This is a genomic window from Pseudomonas putida, assembly GCF_028682175.1.
GTDB lineage: Bacteria > Pseudomonadota > Gammaproteobacteria > Pseudomonadales > Pseudomonadaceae > Aquipseudomonas > Aquipseudomonas putida_AD.
In genome coordinates, this window is the sequence record NZ_JANHKS010000009.1 from 23,374 (window position 1) to 38,295 (window position 14,922).

Consider the following 14,922-nt stretch of genomic DNA (forward strand, 5'->3'; position numbering starts at 1 on the left):
CTTGACCGGCGGCGGCACAGACTCGCTGCACTTCTTCCGCCACCGGCCATTCACCATGCTTCCTCGTTTGCCCGCCATGCTGTTCGCCACTCTGCTGGCTGTTTCGACTGCGTCGTTGGCGCAGGCCAGTGACACGACGGCGCCCACGCCTGCATCCCGCCCTGCGCAGTGGGCGCAGCCGATCAACACCGGTTATAACCTGTATCGGATCACGCCCACGCTGTACCGCAGCCGCCAGCCGGACGCCGATGCGCAGCCCTTGCTCAAACAGCTTGGCGTCATGACCGTGGTGAACTTCATCAAGGAGAGCGACAGCAAATGGCTGTCAGACCCGGCCGTTACCCAGGTTCAGATTCCGCTGCAAACCGTGCACATCGACGATGCCGACGTGATTAAAAGCCTCCACGCGATTGAGACGGCGCAGCAGCGCGGTCCGGTGCTGATGCACTGCAAACACGGCCAGGACCGTACCGGGCTGATTGCCGCGATGTATCGAATCGTGGTGCAGGGCTGGACCAAGGAACAGGCGGTAGAGGAGATGACCCACGGCGGGTATGGCGATGAAGACAATCTCAAGCGGGGAATTGCCTACATCGACAAGGTGGATGTTCAGGCATTGAAGACGGCTTACCAAAGCGGGGCGTGCAGCACCAGCGCGCTGGCGAGCTGCGCGATCAAGGGCTGGTTTCAGAAAACCGACGTGGCGGGCGTACCCACAATCTTGTGGCGGTTGTAACGCATGCCCCTGTAGGAGTGAGCTTGCTCGCGATGGCGGCGTGTCATTCAACATCAATGTCTCAGACAGGCCGCAATCGCGAGCAAGCTCACTCCTACAGGATTCAGGTCATGCCCCGATGACGAGGCGCGGCCAGGTTATCAGCTCGGATCAACCGGCTTCTTCAACTTCGGATTAGGGAAGAACTGCACGCCCTGCACCTTCGGATCGGCTGGTTTCACCGGCGCCTTGTTGACCCGCGTACCCAACTCCTTGGGCACTGACTGGCCCTGGGCGTTGAGCGTGTCCGCGTAGCCGCAATGCACGCATTCGCGATGCGGAACGTCGTCTTCGTTCCACATCATCAGCTTGTCAGACTCGCTGCACGCCGGGCAGACAGCCCCGGCGATGAAGCGCTTCTTGGTCACCACACGAGGTGTGTCGCTCATGCTGCAGCGTCCTCGCTCAGGCCGGAATGACGCAACAGCGCGTCAATCGAAGGCTCACGCCCGCGGAAGTCGACGAACAGCACCATCGGCGCCTGCGAGCCACCACGGGCCAGGATCGCCTCGCGGAACGCGCGGCCGGTTTCGGCATTGAGCACGCCGTCTTCTTCGAACTTGGAGAAGGCATCGGCCGACAGCACTTCAGCCCACTTGTAGCTGTAATAGCCCGCCGCATAACCGCCGGCGAAGATGTGCGCAAAGCTGTTCGGGAAGCGGTTGTACGCCGGTGGACGCATGACCGACACCTCGTCGCGCACGCCTTCGAGCACTTGCAGCGTGGTGCGGCCGTCGCCGTGAGTGGCGTGCAGTTCGAAGTCGAACAGCGAGAATTCCAGCTGACGAACCATCATCAGGCCGGACTGGAAGTTCTTCGCTGCCAGCATTTTTTCCAGCAAATCCTGAGGCAGCGGCTCGCCGGTCTCATAGTGGCCGGAGATCAGCGCCAGGCCTTCGGGCTCCCAGCACCAGTTTTCCATGAACTGGCTAGGCAGCTCGACCGCATCCCACGCCACGCCGTTGATGCCCGAAGCGCCGGCGTGCTCGACGCGGGTCAGCAGGTGGTGCAGGCCATGACCGAATTCGTGGAACAGGGTGGTGACTTCATCGTGGGTCAGCAGGGCAGGTTTGCCCGAGTCTGCCGGAGTGAAGTTGCACACCAGGTTGGCCACCGGGCTCTGCAGCGAGCCTGCCGAGGTGCGGCGGCGATCGCGGGCACCGTCCATCCACGCACCGCCACGCTTGTTGGCGCGGGCGTAGAGGTCGAAGAAGAAGCGGCCGACGTGCTGGCCGTTTTCCTTGATTTCGAACAGGCGAACGTCCGGGTGCCAGGTGTCGAAACCTTTCTGCTCGGTGATTTCGATGCCGTACAGTTTTTGCACGATGGCGAACAGACCGCCCAGCACCTTGTCGATCGGGAAGTAGGCGCGCAGGGCCTCCTGGGAAACGCTGTAGCGCTGCTCGCGCAGCTTCTCGCCGTAGAAACCGCTGTCCCAGCTTTGCAGATCCGGGCAGCCTTGCTCGGCGGCGTAAGCCTTCAACTGCACCAGGTCCTGTGCGGCGAACGGCTTGCTGCGCTTGGCCAGGTCACGCAGGAAACTCAGTACCTGATCGCTGGATTCAGCCATCTTGGTTGCCAGGCTCAGTTCCGAGAAGCTGGCGAAACCCAGCAGTTTGGCCAGTTCCTGGCGCAAATCGAGGATCTGCTCCATCACCGGGCCGTTGTCGTTCTTGCCGGCGTTCGGGCCTTGGTCGGAGGCGCGGGTGCAGTACGCGGCGTAGACTTCCTCGCGTAACCCACGGTCCTGGGCGTAGGTCATCACCGCGTAGTAGCTCGGGAATTCCAGAGTGATGAGGTAGCCTTCCAGACCTTTGGCCTGGGCGGCAGCGGCCATTTGTGCCTTGGCCGAATCAGTCAGGCCGGCGAGCGCCGCTTCGTCGGTGACGTGCTTGGTCCAGGCTTGGGTGGCGTCGAGCAACTGGTTGGAGAACTGGCTGCCCAGCTCCGACAGTTTGCTCTGCACTTCGGCGTAACGTTTCTGCTGCTCGGGCGGCAGATCGATGCCCGACAGGCGGAAGTCACGCAGCGAGTGCTCCAGAATGGTCTTCTGGGCGACGTCGAAACCGGCGGCTTCCGGGCTGTTGGCCAGGGCTTCGAAGGCCTGGAACAGCTCACGGTTCTGGCCCATTTCGGTCGAATAGGCGCTCAAGCCAGGCAGGCAGGATTCATAGGCTTCGCGCAATTCGGCGCTGTTGCACACGGCGTTCAGGTGGCTGACCGGGCTCCAGGCAGCGCCCAGGCGGTCATTCAACTCGTCCATCGCCAGCACCAGGCCAGCCCATGTAGGCTGCGTGCCTTGCTTGGCGAGGATGTCGGCAATCGCGGCGCGGTTGTCGGCGAGAATCTGGTCAATGGCAGGTTTTACGTGCTCGGCGCGGATCGCCGAGAAAGGTGGCAGGTCGTAGGATTGCAAAAGAGGGTTGTTCGCGCTCACGGTTTGGCACCTTGGCTGGAAGAAACACCTGAGCATCTTAATTACAATCGGCGCTGACCGCAGCTATCAGCATCAGAGAAGGAGCCTATTGTGGCGATCCGAAAATTCCAGAATCACACGCCGGCCGTTGGCGAGCGGGCTTTCGTCGACCATTCGGCAATTGTTATCGGTGATGTCGAAATCGGCGCCGACAGCTCCGTCTGGCCGCTGACGGTGATTCGCGGCGACATGCACCGCATCCGTATCGGCGCGCGCACCAGCGTGCAGGACGGCAGCGTGTTGCACATCACCCACGCAGGCCCGTTCAACCCGGACGGCTTCCCGCTGCTGATCGGCGATGAGGTGACCATCGGCCACAAGGTCATGCTGCACGGCTGCACCATCGGCAGCCGCATCCTGATCGGCATGGGCAGCACGATCATGGACGGCGCCGTGGTCGAGGACGAAGTCATCATCGGCGCCGGCAGCCTGGTGCCACCGGGCAAGCGCCTGGAAAGCGGCTTTCTGTACGTGGGCCGCCCGGTGAAACAGGCGCGCCCGCTGACCGAGAAGGAAATTGCCTTCTTCCCCTACAGCGCCACCAATTACGTGAAATTGAAAGATCAGCACCTGGCCGAAGGCTTCGACAAGCCCTGCTGATCCCCGGCCGCAAACGAGAGACGACATGCATTACCAGAATATCCTGTTCGATCTGGACGGCACCCTGACCGATCCTCGCGAAGGCATCACCCGTTCGATCCAGTTCGCCCTGAGCAATCTGGGCATCGACGAACCCGACATCACCCAGCTTGAACACTTCATCGGCCCGCCGCTGTTGCAGCAATTCATGCGCACCTATGACTTCGACGAAGCCCGCGCCTGGGAAGCGGTGGGTTTCTACCGCGAGCGTTTCAAAGTGACCGGGCTGTATGAAAACCTGGTGTTCGACGGAATTTTCGAACTGCTCGACCTGCTGTCCGATCAAGGTCGCACGCTGTTCATCGCGACCTCCAAGCCTTGGGTGTTCGCCCATGAAATCGCCCGGCATTTCGACTTCGCCCGGCATTTCAAGCTGATCTACGGCAGTGAACTGGACGGTACGCGGACCGACAAGGTCGAGCTGATCCGGCATCTGCTGGACGAGGAAAAGCTCGATCCCAAACAGACGCTGATGATCGGCGACCGCAAACATGACCTGATCGGCGGCAAGCGGAACGGGCTGGATGTGGCGGCGGTGGGGTACGGGTTTGGCAGCCGCGAGGAGCTGGAAGCCGAGGCGCCGACCTATCATTTCGAGTCGGTGAAGGCACTGCGTGAGGCGTTCCTCAAGCCCTGAGGACATTTGTAGGAGCGCGCTTGCCCGCGACCGCGGTGTGTCTGTAACGCGTTCATCGTCTGACACACCGCTCCCGCCGGCAAGCCGTGCTGCTACGAGGAAATTAGCCGCTCCAACGCCGCCTTGCGCTGATCCTTGGGCAAAGCGCCCATCTTCTCCACGGCTGCGAAAAATGCAGGCCAGTCGCCGCCAACCTCCTTGAACAGCGCCGCGAACGCGGGCGTCCATTGGTCATACAGGCCGATGGGCAGTAGCCGGGCGTTGTTCATCGGCGCGTAGACCCAAGTGTCAAAGCGCTTGTCGCCGCCCCACTGGCTGTCGCGCATCGTCCGGTATTCGCTGCGCAGCCGCTCGAACTCAGCGGCCTTGCGCTGGCGCATCACTTCCGGGCTCAGTGGCTCGGCGTACAGCGCCTTGAGCCGGTCCCGCGTGGCGAGCACCAGTGTGGTCAGTTGATCCCTGCGCTGGCTTTCGGATGACGCGCCTTCAGCCGGCAGGCCCCGGGCAGCGCGCCATTGCCGCGTGCCCTCCTGCTCGACGAAGGTGGCGTAGGACTCGTTGAACTCACTGTCGTCCTGCACGTAGAAGCGCTGGTGCGCCAGCTCGTGGAAGATCAGGGTCGCCAGGCGCTCGTCGCCCCAGTTCATCATCGAGCTGATGATCGGATCATCGAACCAGCCCAGCGTCGAATAGGCCTCCACGCCACTGACGTAGACATCCTTGCCGTCAAGCTTCTGCAACGCCGCCTCGCCCCGCGCCGCGCCCTGGCTGTAATAGCCGCGATACGCCACGCAGCCGGCAATGGGGAAACAGTGGGTGACCGGGTCCAGCGAGAACTCTCCCGTGGCGAAGACATTCCAGACCACATACTGGCGGTGGATGTCGGCGTACAGCCGGTAACTCTGGTTGTCCGGCAGATGCAGGTGCTGGCTCGCGAACTCACGAGCCTGTTGCGCCTTGCGCAGGTGCTCGCGCAGTTTGGGGTCGCGCTGGGGGTCGGCAATCACATCTGCCACAGGTTCACGGGCGCGCAGCAGGTCAAGCTGGCCTTCGGCCAATTGCGTGTAATAGGAAAGACTGGAACAGCCGCTGAGGAGTAAAATCGCCAGCATGGACAGGCCGCGCAGCAGCCACTGCTTTTTGTTTCGAATCATGCGGCGGCCTTACCGTCGAAATACATGAGGGGTATAAAGCCCCAGCGTTATGCCGCAGACCCGGCCCCTGACGCAACCATCCCCGTCATCTGCCTAATGCGGAGTCTGTCATGCGCCTGCCCCTGTCGATCATCGCCCTGAGCCTTCTGGCTGGCTGTGCAGGGCCGCTCCCCGCCGTTGACCCGCAACAAGCCTGGGTCGATCTGCACACCTACACCGGCAAGACGCTGATGGCCGACAAGCTCGACGGCAAGCGCACCGAAGACGGCCGCTTCTTTCAGGTATCGCCGGGCAAACACAAGCTCGAAGTGCGTTATGACTATGAATACGCACCCGGCGGCCTGGGCCTGTCGATGGACATCTACAACGAGCTGACCTGCTACGTCACGGTCAACTACGACCATTTCGAAGCGGGCCATCGTTATCGCCTGGATGTGCGCCACGTCGCCAACAGCATCGACGCGCAACTGCGTGACGAACAGCGCAAGGTGCTGGCCGAAGAGGGTGAGATCTTCTGCATTCCCTAGCTCAGGGTTTGCAGGTTACCGATCATTCTTCTGGTAGATGATCTTTTTGGTGCCGTTTTCGCACGAACCCACGACCATATTCTGATCGTGAACCTCTTCGTTGCTGACGATCTCGAGGGTGTAGGAACTGACGTTCTGCGCCTGGATCTTGGCTTCGATCTCGGCCTTGAGTTCTTCGCAGGGCTTGGGCGCGGCGAAGGCACTGGTGGCCAAGGCGCTGACGATCAGGGTTAACACAATACGTTTCATGTGGGGCTCCTAAAGCCGTGCGCTGCGCAGCGGCATTGCATCAGACCTTGCCGTGCCCGGCCGGTTCTACCGGTCCCATAACGACAATGACCCGCAATTGCGGGCCATCGAGGTTGCTACAGGGCAGCTATCAGCTGACCAGTGTGGCGTCCAGAGTGATCTTGGCGTTCAGCACCTTGGAGACCGGACAGCCTTCTTTCGCGGCTTGGGTCAGGCGCTCGAACTGCTCCTGGGTCGCGCCCGGCACCTTGGCCTTGAGGGTCAGGTGAACCGCGGTGATCGCGAAGCCGCCATCGACCTGGTCCAGGGTGACGTCGGCAGTGGTGTCGATGCTGTCGGCCTTCAGGTTCTCGCCACCGAGGATCATCGACAGTGCCATCGAGAAGCAGCCTGCGTGCGCCGCGCCGATCAGTTCTTCAGGGTTGGTGCCCTTGCCGCCTTCGAAACGGGCCTTGAAGCCGTAAGGCGCTTCACGCAGCACGCCGGTTTCAGTGGAGATGCTGCCGATGCCTGACTTCAGATCACCTTCCCAGTGGGCGGATGCTTTCTTGACGATGCTCATGGTGTCTCCTCGTGAAATAGGTGCGAAGGGCTCGCACATGGACAAAAGTCAGAGGAGTGTAGGCGCCACTTGGTTCAACCGTTGTGACGCCTGTGCTTTTTTAACGAAAGGTTTTTCCTGAATGACCAGGCATATTTCCGACCAAATCAGTAGGGATTTTCTCGCTACCCATTGCAACCTGAGAATCCGGCCTTATCCTATGGCTTAACGCAAATATTTAGTCTTAATGTGGGTATCGCTTTCGCGCCGGCCGTTTATTCGGCGCAGGGCCCGGCCCCAAGAGGATCAACCGCAGCCTATGAAACGTTTAGCTGATGTGAAGATTTCCATGCTCGATCTGGTTCCGGTGCGCGAGGACAAAGGCCCGGCCGTCTCCCTGCACAACTCGCTGGATCTGGCGCAACACGCCGAGAAATGGGGTTACAACCGCTTCTGGGTGGCCGAACACCACAACATGGACGGCATCGCCAGCTCCGCGACTTCCGTGTTGCTGGCGTACTTGGCGGGCGGGACTTCGAGCATCCGCGTAGGCTCCGGCGGTGTGATGCTGCCCAACCATGCGCCGCTGGTCATCGCCGAACAGTTCGGCACCCTGGCAAGCCTGTTTCCCGGTCGCATCGACCTGGGCCTGGGCCGTGCGCCTGGCTCCGACCAGATGACCGCCCGCGCCCTGCGCCGCGAACGCTCCGGCAGCGCCGATGATTTTCCGGACGACGTCGCGGAGCTGATGAGCTATCTGGGCCCGCGCCAGCCGCATCAACGGGTGATCGCTGTGCCTGGCAGCAACACCAACGTGCCGATCTGGCTGCTGGGCTCAAGCCTGTTCAGCGCGCAACTGGCCGGCCAGCGCGGTTTGCCCTACGCCTTCGCATCGCATTTCGCGCCGCGCTACATGCACGAGGCGATTCGCGTCTATCGCAATCACTTCCAGCCTTCCGAGGTGCTGGACAAGCCTTACGTGATGCTGGGCGTGCCGCTGGCGGCCGCCGATACCGACGAGCAGGCCGACTACCTGGTGACTTCGGTGTACCAGCGCATCCTCAACCTGATGCGAGGCCAGAGCCTGATGCAAAAGCCGCCCGTGGACAGCATGAACGGCCTGTGGCTGCCCCACGAGCGCGAGGCGGTGATGGATTTCCTGGGCCTTGCGATGGTCGGCGGCCCCGAGAAGATCCGCGCCAAGCTGGAGGTGCTGCTTGAGCAGACCGATGCCGATGAGCTGATCTTTACCTGCGACATGTACGAACACGCCGACCGGCTGCGTTCGTATGAAATCCTGGCGCAAGTCGCCAGGGGCTGAGGCGACTCTGCCCTCGTAGCAGCACGGCTTGCCGGCGGGAGCGGTGTATCTGTAACAAATGCGTCGTCTGACACACCGCTCCCGCCGGCAAGCCGTGCTGCTACGGGGTGTCGTTGGATTCCGAATATCGGGCAATAAAAAACCGACGCAGTGGCGTCGGTTTTTTTGTACAACGGGCCGAAATCAGCCGCGCTTGTAGACAATCTCCTTGCTGCCGCCGTCGCAGGTGCCGACAACCTTCCCACCCGCCGCGCTGCCTTTGTCCACCGCCTCCAACGTGTAGGACGACACGCCCTTGGCCTTGATCTTCGCGTCGATCCCGGCCTTCACGTCATCGCAGGATTTCCCGGCTGCCATGGTGGTGCCCGCAATACTCAACAACCCTACCGCCAAAAGAATCTTCTTCATCGGTCACACTCCATCGTCAGGCGCTTTTCAAGCGAAAGAGGCCGCCCGAAAAGGGCGGCCCGATACATGAAACACGCGTCCGAATTCACGAACGGCGGGTTATGTATAGTGAAGGTTGTGGCATTCGGCCAGTTCGAAAGTTCAGTGTTTTCAGCTGTTATCGATGCGGAAGCCCACTTTGAGCGTCACCTGGAAGTGCGCCACCTTGCCATCCTCGATGTGGCCACGGGTCTCGATAACTTCGAACCACTCCAGCAGCTTCACCGTCTTGGCGGCCTGGGCGATCGCGTTCTGGATGGCGTCGTCGGTGCTGGTGGTCGATGAGCCGACCAGTTCGAGGATTTTGTAGGTGCGATGATCGGACATGGCAGTTCTCCTAATAGGGTCTTTTGCAGCGTAGCAGCGAATTCAATCCCTAACTCTGGCGGGAGAAACGCCCGGAAAGTTCACAAAAATCACCCTTGGGCAAACCCGCGACCAACCTTCACTGCACTTTCTGAAAACCCTGTAGTCGGAATCTTCACACGCCACTCATCACTGCAGGAGAGTCACAATCATGGCATTCACCTCATCCCGTAAAGCGTCGCTGCAAAGCATGGAAGCCGAGATCGAAAGTCTGCTCAAGTCGTTGGAGAGCTTGAAGTCGGACGCTTCGGACGAGTCGCGCAAAACCCTGAAGACTCTGAAAGCCAACGCTGAAAGCGCGCTGAGCCATTCGCGCAGCCTGCTGAGCGATGTCTACGAAGACGTCAAAGTGAAAACCCGCGAAACCGGCGTGGCTACCCGCGATTACGCCCAGGAACACCCTTGGACTACAGCCGGTGTGGCTGTTGGTGCAATCGGTCTGCTGGCAGCGTATTTGCTGTGCAAGCGCGGTAACTGACCGGAACATGCAGGGTCCCGTTACGCCGGGCCTGAACGCGCCAGCTCTTGCCCCAGCCACTGGGCCAATTGCCGGGCGCGCCCGTCGGCGGCACGTTTAGGCACCCACAACGCCAGTTGCGCCGGGGTTTCACTGAAGCCCCATGGCGCAGCGAGGCGACCTGCCTTCAGGTCATCGGCTACCAGCTGTTCAGGTGCGATGGCGATCCCCAGGCCTGAAACAGCGGCCTCCAGCAAGTAATACAGATGCTCGAAACCCTGGCCGTAATGCAGCGCGTCGGGATTGATACCGTTGTGTTTCGCCCAGCTAGGCCAGGCCTGCAAGCGCGACATGGTTTGCAGCAACGGCTCGTTCAACAGCGCAGTGGCAGGCGCCGCGCGCAGCGACTCGAAACGCGCAAACCGCGGGCTCATGACCGGGCCGATCCGCTCGCTGGCAAGCTCGAACACCTGCATGTCGGCAGGCCAGGGCGGCTCTGCGAATACCAGCAATGCGTCCAGGCCGGGGCGGCGTGGATCGAGATCGCCTTCGCCGGCCGACAGATGCAGGCGCAAATCCGGCAAATCTGCGTTCAATCGCCCAAGCCTGGGGATGAACCAGCGCGCCAGCAGGCTACCCGAGCAGCCCAACACGAAAGGCGCATCGGCACTGCCCTGGCTCAACTCGGCACAAACGCTGCGCAGCCGGTCGAAAGCTTCGCCGCTGGCATCACGCAGACGAATACCGGCATCTGTGAGTTTAAGGCCGCGCCCGTCCTTGCTGAACAGGCTCACGCCCAGATGTTCTTCCAGCACCTTCAACTGCCGGCTGACCGCGCCGTGGGTGACATGCAGTTGTTCGGCGGCCTGACTGACGCTGTTCAGGCGGGCAGTGGCTTCGAAGGCGCGCAGGGCGTTCAGCGGGGGAAGATCACGGCTCATGATATCTGTGAGTTTTCCTGACAGGTTGTAGCGATCTTATCGGTTTTCACCGGCCTGCGCGCTGGTTAAAGTGTTTTCACTGCCTCAACGGCTCACCTTATTTGTCACTCGGCACTAGTCAATTGGAGCTCCTCATGTCCCAGACTCAGACCCAATATCGCAATGGCCCGGACGATCGCGGCATGTTCGGCGCGTTTGGCGGCCGTTACGTCGCTGAAACCCTGATGCCCCTGATCCTCGACCTGAACCGCGAATACGAAGCGGCGAAGGAGGATCCTGCGTTCCTCAAGGAACTGGCCTACTTTCAGCGCGACTATGTGGGCCGTCCAAGCCCGCTGTATTTCGCCGAACGCCTGACCGAACACTGCGGCGGCGCCAAGATCTACCTCAAGCGCGAAGAGCTGAACCACACCGGCGCGCACAAGATCAACAACTGCATCGGCCAGATCCTGCTGGCGCGGCGCATGGGCAAGAAACGCATCATCGCCGAGACTGGCGCGGGCATGCACGGCGTGGCAACGGCCACCGTGGCTGCACGTTTCGGCCTGGAATGCGTGATCTACATGGGCACCACCGACATCGAGCGCCAGCAGGCGAACGTGTTCCGCATGAAGCTGCTGGGCGCCACCGTGATCCCGGTTGTCGCCGGCACCGGCACCCTGAAAGATGCGATGAACGAGGCGCTGCGTGACTGGGTGACCAACGTCGACAGCACCTTCTACCTGATCGGCACCGTTGCAGGTCCGCACCCGTATCCTGCGATGGTTCGCGACTTCCAGGCCGTGATCGGCAAGGAAACCCGCGAGCAGCTGCAAGAACAGGAAGGCCGCCTGCCGGACAGCCTGGTCGCCTGCATCGGCGGCGGTTCCAATGCCATGGGCCTGTTCCACCCGTTCCTGGATGACACCACCGTGCGCATCATCGGCGTCGAAGCGGCCGGCCACGGCATCGAGACCGGCAAGCACGCAGCCAGCCTGAACGGCGGCGTGCCGGGCGTACTGCACGGCAACCGCACCTTCCTGCTGCAGGACGACGACGGCCAGATCATCGACGCCCACTCGATTTCCGCAGGCCTGGACTATCCCGGCATCGGCCCTGAACACGCCTGGTTGCATGACATCGGTCGCGTCGAATACACCTCGATCACCGACGACGAAGCCCTGGCCGCGTTCCACCAGTGCTGCCGCCTGGAAGGCATCATCCCGGCGCTGGAAAGTGCCCATGCCCTGGCCGAAGTGTTCAAGCGCGCACCAACGCTGCCAAAAGATCACCTGATGGTGGTCAACCTGTCCGGTCGCGGTGACAAGGACATGCAAACCGTCATGCATCATCTGGATCTGTCCCAGCAGGAGAAACACTGATGAGCCGCCTGCAAAGCCGTTTTGCCGAGCTGAAAGAACAAAACCGCGCCGCCCTGGTGACCTTTATCACCGCAGGCGACCCGTCTTATGACACCTCGCTGGCAATCCTCAAAGGCCTGCCAAAAGCCGGTGCCGACGTGATCGAGCTGGGCATGCCCTTCACCGATCCGATGGCCGACGGCCCGGCGATCCAGCTGGCGAACATTCGTGCGCTGGATGCCAGACAGAACCTGGCGAAAACCCTGCAGATGGTTCGCGAGTTCCGTACTGAAGACAGCAACACGCCACTGGTGCTGATGGGCTACTACAACCCGATCCACAACTACGGCGTCGAACGCTTCATTGCCGAAGCCCATGAATCCGGAGTCGATGGCCTGATCGTTGTCGACCTGCCGCCAGAGCACAACAACGAGTTGTGCGACCCTGCGCAGGATGCCGGTCTGGACTTCATCCGCCTGACCACGCCGACCACCGACGACAAGCGTCTGCCGACCGTTCTGAACGGCAGCTCGGGCTTCGTTTACTACGTCTCGGTTGCAGGCGTGACCGGTGCAGGCTCGGCGACCATCGAGCACGTCAAGGAAGCCGTTGCGCGTCTGCGCCGTCACTCGGACCTGCCGATCAGCGTCGGATTCGGGATTCGCACCCCGGATCAGGCAGCAGCCATTGCCCGCGTCGCAGACGGCGTGGTGGTGGGTTCTGCGCTGATCGACCAGATCGCCAGTGCCCAGTCGCCGGAGCAAGCGGTCAGCGGCGTGTTGAAGCTGTGTTCGGACTTGTCCGAAGGCGTGCGTAAGGCCCGTGTAGCCTGAAGGTAAAGTTCCTGATACAGAGGAATCTGCGGCTTCGTTAGCAGACTAAGTAGTACAGCAAAGGGGTTCGGAACCTGATTCTGAACCCCTTTTTGCTGACTCGAATTTGCTCAGGAGCGCGCTACATGAAAGTCTCGAATCGTCTGATCGCAAGGTTGGGTGTGTTGATGGTCAGCGCCAGCGCGCTGGTCCACGCAGCGCCGCCGGATCAACGTGACGGCCACGATGATCACGGCCAGGGTCAACAGCACCAGGACCGCGGCCCGCAAGGTGGTCCTCAAGAGCAGCGAGGCAATGAACATCGTGACGACCACCGCCCGGACAATCGCGGCGACGACCATCGTGGCGGCCGTCCACCCGCTGACTTTGGCGACGTTCGCCGCACGATCTCCGAGCATCGCGAAGTCATCGGTCGCGGCCAGCCGCTGCCGCCCGGCGTGCACATCGTGAAGGGCCACCCGCTGCCAAGGGGCTACGGCCGTCGTCTGGACGACCGCTCGCTGCAATACCTGCCGCGTTACGAAGGCTACGAATGGCGCCGCCTCGGCCCGGATATCGTGCTGATCGCGGTGGGCAGCGGGATTGTGTATGAGATTCTGGAGGGTGTGCTGAACTGACCGCCGCCTTCCGCCTGCCGCCTAAATGATCGTTCCCACGCTCTGCGTGGGAACGCCGTTCAGGCCGCTTCGCGGCCGGTGCGACGCGGAGCGTCGCCAGATGCATGCCCACGCGGAGCGTGGGCACGATCATAGTGGCTTTCGTTATCTGAACATCCCCACATTCAACTCGCGGATTCCGCCCATCCAGATAGCATGTTCGGTGTGGTCGGCCAGATCATCACCGGTCGAAGGGTGGATGAAGATCACCAGCCCATTGCGATTCAGCGCCAGGTACAGCATCACATCGGCGAACTGCGCGTGGGAAAACGCCAACTGGCAGCTCCAGTCCGGATGCGGTCCTACAGGGCGCTCATGCACACGGCCCATGCGAATGTCGAATTTCGCCGCAACGGTTTCGCACAAGGCCCGGGCCTGCTCGATTGTCTGGGCGTCGAAGTAAACGTGGGCGTGGTAGCCCTCAATGGGTGACATGTTCAATCCCTCAATCTTGAATTCATTCATCGTCATCAAACACGACAAAAAACCTGTAGGAGTGAGCTTGCTCGCGATAGCGGTCCGTCAAATGACACATTCATAACAGACCCACCGCCATCGCCAGCAAGCTCACTCCTACAGAGAGCATCGCCAACACTCACACCGCGATGGACGGCATCGGCTTGCCGGTCAACAAATCCCCGCTCAACGCCTGCTCACTTTTCAACCAGTCGACAAACCGCTGAACAATCTGCACCCGGCGTTTGCGCTGTGGCAGAACAATGTAATACCCATACGCCGAAATCGCCGCACTCTCGACCGGGCGGCACAACAGGCCTTGCTCCAGCAAATCATCCACCAGATGCCGCCAGCCAATGGCCACGCCCTGCCCACCGATGGCAGCCTGAATCAGCAGGGTGTAATTGTCGAACCGCAACTGGCCGGGCGCTGGCGCCTGGGCGATGTTCAGGGCACGAAACACACCGGCCCAATCAAACCAGTTATTGCCGCCTTCGCCGCGCAAATGCAACAAAGGATAATCGCGCAGCGCTTCGTTGGGCATCGGCAGGGCGCGGCCCGCCAGTAGCTGCGGGCTGCATACCGGGAACACTTCTTCGCTGAACAACCAGTGGCTTTCCCCCTGTTTGAAGCGCCCATCGCCGAACAGCACGGCCACATCGATGTCGGCGCGCAGCATGCTGTGGCTGCGCTCACTGGTCACCAGGCTCACATCGACATCGGGGTTCTGCTTGTGAAAGCGATGCAGGCGCGGCATCAGCCAGTACGCGGCAAAAGCGAAGTCAGTCGCAACCTGCAACACCTCGTGCTGATGCTGCTCAGTAATCAGGCTCAGCCCCGCGTCCATCGACTGCAAGCCGGCCTGCACGTGGTTGAACAAGATTTCTCCGGCGTCGGTCAGCTCAATCCCACGATAGATGCGATCAAACAGGCGCGTTGCCAGTTGTTCTTCTAACCTTTTGATTTGCTGGCTAATGGCCGGTTGGGTGGTGCCCAGTTCGATGGCGGCAGCCGTGAAACTGCGCAAACGGGCAGCGGCTTCAAAACCGCGAAGCAGGTCCAACGACATGTCACCGAGGGATTCAAACATAAGCGTGGCTTATCCTA

19 protein-coding genes are annotated in these 14,922 nt (G+C 61.2%); 9 read left to right on the forward strand and 10 right to left on the reverse strand.

Features of this window, described 5'->3' with window-relative positions:
* Nucleotides 1–55: 55 nt before the first annotated feature.
* Complete coding sequence (locus NPS29_RS08725; protein ID WP_274132035.1) at nt 56–736, forward strand: dual specificity protein phosphatase family protein; 681 nt, start codon at nt 56–58, stop codon at nt 734–736.
* A gap of 140 nt (nt 737–876) precedes the next feature.
* On the opposite strand, the gene NPS29_RS08730 is transcribed toward NPS29_RS08725, so the two are convergent.
* Both NPS29_RS08730 and prlC read right to left on the reverse strand, forming a co-directional pair.
* A complete protein-coding gene (locus tag NPS29_RS08730) occupies nt 877–1,164 on the reverse strand; it encodes a YheV family putative zinc ribbon protein (protein ID WP_274132037.1) in 288 nt (95 codons plus the stop codon).
* Nucleotides 1,161–3,212, reverse strand: coding sequence for an oligopeptidase A (gene prlC, locus NPS29_RS08735; RefSeq protein ID WP_274132038.1), 2,052 nt, complete (start codon nt 3,210–3,212; stop codon nt 1,161–1,163). Before prlC ends, NPS29_RS08730 begins: the two co-directional genes overlap by 4 nt.
* 90 nt (nt 3,213–3,302) lie before the next feature.
* Between prlC and NPS29_RS08740 the strand changes: the two genes are divergently transcribed.
* Nucleotides 3,303–3,851 carry a gamma carbonic anhydrase family protein gene (locus NPS29_RS08740; protein WP_274132039.1) on the forward strand — a complete coding sequence of 183 codons (549 nt, stop codon included), beginning with the start codon at nt 3,303–3,305 and terminating at the stop codon, nt 3,849–3,851.
* A 25-nt stretch (nt 3,852–3,876) separates the two neighbouring features.
* Entirely contained in the window at nt 3,877–4,527 is a 651-nt protein-coding gene (locus NPS29_RS08745; protein WP_274132040.1) for an HAD family hydrolase, read from the forward strand.
* Nucleotides 4,528–4,619: 92 nt separating this feature from the next.
* Here NPS29_RS08745 and NPS29_RS08750 read toward each other — a convergent pair whose 3' ends face one another.
* Nucleotides 4,620–5,681, reverse strand: a complete 1,062-nt coding sequence (locus NPS29_RS08750; RefSeq protein WP_274132041.1) for an aminopeptidase — start codon at nt 5,679–5,681, stop codon at nt 4,620–4,622.
* A 110-nt stretch (nt 5,682–5,791) separates the two neighbouring features.
* On the opposite strand from NPS29_RS08750, the gene NPS29_RS08755 reads away from it, so the two are divergent.
* Nucleotides 5,792–6,208 carry a hypothetical protein gene (locus tag NPS29_RS08755; RefSeq protein WP_274132042.1) on the forward strand — a complete coding sequence of 139 codons (417 nt, stop codon included), beginning with the start codon at nt 5,792–5,794 and terminating at the stop codon, nt 6,206–6,208.
* A gap of 15 nt (nt 6,209–6,223) precedes the next feature.
* Here NPS29_RS08755 and NPS29_RS08760 read toward each other — a convergent pair whose 3' ends face one another.
* Both NPS29_RS08760 and NPS29_RS08765 read right to left on the reverse strand, forming a co-directional pair.
* Nucleotides 6,224–6,457, reverse strand: coding sequence for a DUF1161 domain-containing protein (locus NPS29_RS08760; protein ID WP_274132043.1), 234 nt, complete (start codon nt 6,455–6,457; stop codon nt 6,224–6,226).
* Nucleotides 6,458–6,587: 130 nt separating this feature from the next.
* A complete protein-coding gene (locus NPS29_RS08765; protein WP_274132044.1) occupies nt 6,588–7,019 on the reverse strand; it encodes an OsmC family protein in 432 nt (143 codons plus the stop codon).
* A 298-nt stretch (nt 7,020–7,317) separates the two neighbouring features.
* Here NPS29_RS08765 and NPS29_RS08770 point away from each other — a divergent pair, with 298 nt between their 5' ends.
* A complete protein-coding gene (locus NPS29_RS08770) occupies nt 7,318–8,319 on the forward strand; it encodes an LLM class flavin-dependent oxidoreductase (RefSeq protein WP_274132045.1) in 1,002 nt (333 codons plus the stop codon).
* Nucleotides 8,320–8,502: 183 nt separating this feature from the next.
* On the opposite strand, the gene NPS29_RS08775 is transcribed toward NPS29_RS08770, so the two are convergent.
* Both NPS29_RS08775 and NPS29_RS08780 read right to left on the reverse strand, forming a co-directional pair.
* Nucleotides 8,503–8,727, reverse strand: a complete 225-nt coding sequence (locus NPS29_RS08775) for a DUF1161 domain-containing protein (RefSeq protein WP_274132046.1) — start codon at nt 8,725–8,727, stop codon at nt 8,503–8,505.
* A 150-nt stretch (nt 8,728–8,877) separates the two neighbouring features.
* Complete coding sequence (locus NPS29_RS08780) at nt 8,878–9,093, reverse strand: dodecin (protein WP_274132047.1); 216 nt, start codon at nt 9,091–9,093, stop codon at nt 8,878–8,880.
* A 190-nt stretch (nt 9,094–9,283) separates the two neighbouring features.
* Here NPS29_RS08780 and NPS29_RS08785 point away from each other — a divergent pair, with 190 nt between their 5' ends.
* A complete protein-coding gene (locus NPS29_RS08785; RefSeq protein ID WP_120128247.1) occupies nt 9,284–9,610 on the forward strand; it encodes a DUF883 family protein in 327 nt (108 codons plus the stop codon).
* 20 nt (nt 9,611–9,630) lie between these two features.
* Here NPS29_RS08785 and NPS29_RS08790 read toward each other — a convergent pair whose 3' ends face one another.
* Nucleotides 9,631–10,530, reverse strand: coding sequence for a LysR family transcriptional regulator (locus NPS29_RS08790; RefSeq protein WP_274132050.1), 900 nt, complete (start codon nt 10,528–10,530; stop codon nt 9,631–9,633).
* Nucleotides 10,531–10,664: 134 nt separating this feature from the next.
* Between NPS29_RS08790 and trpB the strand changes: the two genes are divergently transcribed.
* From trpB to NPS29_RS08805, 3 genes are all read left to right on the forward strand, one after another.
* Nucleotides 10,665–11,891, forward strand: coding sequence for a tryptophan synthase subunit beta (gene trpB / locus NPS29_RS08795; RefSeq protein WP_274132051.1), 1,227 nt, complete (start codon nt 10,665–10,667; stop codon nt 11,889–11,891).
* A complete protein-coding gene (trpA, locus tag NPS29_RS08800; RefSeq protein WP_274132053.1) occupies nt 11,891–12,703 on the forward strand; it encodes a tryptophan synthase subunit alpha in 813 nt (270 codons plus the stop codon). The genes trpB and trpA overlap by 1 nt, the downstream gene beginning before the upstream one ends.
* Before the next feature lie 125 nt (nt 12,704–12,828).
* Nucleotides 12,829–13,320: an anti-virulence regulator CigR family protein gene (locus tag NPS29_RS08805; RefSeq protein ID WP_274132055.1), complete on the forward strand. Its 492-nt coding sequence runs from the start codon at nt 12,829–12,831 to the stop codon at nt 13,318–13,320.
* Nucleotides 13,321–13,464: 144 nt separating this feature from the next.
* Here NPS29_RS08805 and NPS29_RS08810 read toward each other — a convergent pair whose 3' ends face one another.
* The gene (locus NPS29_RS08810; protein ID WP_274132057.1) at nt 13,465–13,794 is read right to left on the reverse strand and encodes a DOPA 4,5-dioxygenase family protein; all 330 of its coding nucleotides are present in this window, start codon (nt 13,792–13,794) and stop codon (nt 13,465–13,467) included.
* Between the two features lie 160 nt (nt 13,795–13,954).
* Entirely contained in the window at nt 13,955–14,905 is a 951-nt protein-coding gene (locus tag NPS29_RS08815) for a choline sulfate utilization transcriptional regulator (protein WP_274132058.1), read from the reverse strand.
* Nucleotides 14,906–14,922: the final 17 nt, after the last annotated feature.

What these genes read in the sequence shown, in the direction of transcription:
- NPS29_RS08725 (WP_274132035.1), top strand. Translation starts at nt 56, where the DNA reads ATGCTTCCTCGTTTGCCCGCCATGCTGTTCGCCACTCTGCTGGCTGTT.
- NPS29_RS08730 (WP_274132037.1), bottom strand. Translation starts at nt 1,164, where the DNA reads ATGAGCGACACACCTCGTGTGGTGACCAAGAAGCGCTTCATCGCCGGG.
- NPS29_RS08745 (WP_274132040.1), top strand. Translation starts at nt 3,877, where the DNA reads ATGCATTACCAGAATATCCTGTTCGATCTGGACGGCACCCTGACCGAT.
- NPS29_RS08750 (WP_274132041.1), bottom strand. Translation starts at nt 5,681, where the DNA reads ATGATTCGAAACAAAAAGCAGTGGCTGCTGCGCGGCCTGTCCATGCTG.
- NPS29_RS08755 (WP_274132042.1), top strand. Translation starts at nt 5,792, where the DNA reads ATGCGCCTGCCCCTGTCGATCATCGCCCTGAGCCTTCTGGCTGGCTGT.
- NPS29_RS08760 (WP_274132043.1), bottom strand. Translation starts at nt 6,457, where the DNA reads ATGAAACGTATTGTGTTAACCCTGATCGTCAGCGCCTTGGCCACCAGT.
- NPS29_RS08765 (WP_274132044.1), bottom strand. Translation starts at nt 7,019, where the DNA reads ATGAGCATCGTCAAGAAAGCATCCGCCCACTGGGAAGGTGATCTGAAG.
- NPS29_RS08770 (WP_274132045.1), top strand. Translation starts at nt 7,318, where the DNA reads ATGAAACGTTTAGCTGATGTGAAGATTTCCATGCTCGATCTGGTTCCG.
- NPS29_RS08775 (WP_274132046.1), bottom strand. Translation starts at nt 8,727, where the DNA reads ATGAAGAAGATTCTTTTGGCGGTAGGGTTGTTGAGTATTGCGGGCACC.
- NPS29_RS08780 (WP_274132047.1), bottom strand. Translation starts at nt 9,093, where the DNA reads ATGTCCGATCATCGCACCTACAAAATCCTCGAACTGGTCGGCTCATCG.
- NPS29_RS08785 (WP_120128247.1), top strand. Translation starts at nt 9,284, where the DNA reads ATGGCATTCACCTCATCCCGTAAAGCGTCGCTGCAAAGCATGGAAGCC.
- NPS29_RS08790 (WP_274132050.1), bottom strand. Translation starts at nt 10,530, where the DNA reads ATGAGCCGTGATCTTCCCCCGCTGAACGCCCTGCGCGCCTTCGAAGCC.
- trpB (WP_274132051.1), top strand. Translation starts at nt 10,665, where the DNA reads ATGTCCCAGACTCAGACCCAATATCGCAATGGCCCGGACGATCGCGGC.
- trpA (WP_274132053.1), top strand. Translation starts at nt 11,891, where the DNA reads ATGAGCCGCCTGCAAAGCCGTTTTGCCGAGCTGAAAGAACAAAACCGC.
- NPS29_RS08805 (WP_274132055.1), top strand. Translation starts at nt 12,829, where the DNA reads ATGAAAGTCTCGAATCGTCTGATCGCAAGGTTGGGTGTGTTGATGGTC.
- NPS29_RS08810 (WP_274132057.1), bottom strand. Translation starts at nt 13,794, where the DNA reads ATGTCACCCATTGAGGGCTACCACGCCCACGTTTACTTCGACGCCCAG.
- NPS29_RS08815 (WP_274132058.1), bottom strand. Translation starts at nt 14,905, where the DNA reads ATGTTTGAATCCCTCGGTGACATGTCGTTGGACCTGCTTCGCGGTTTT.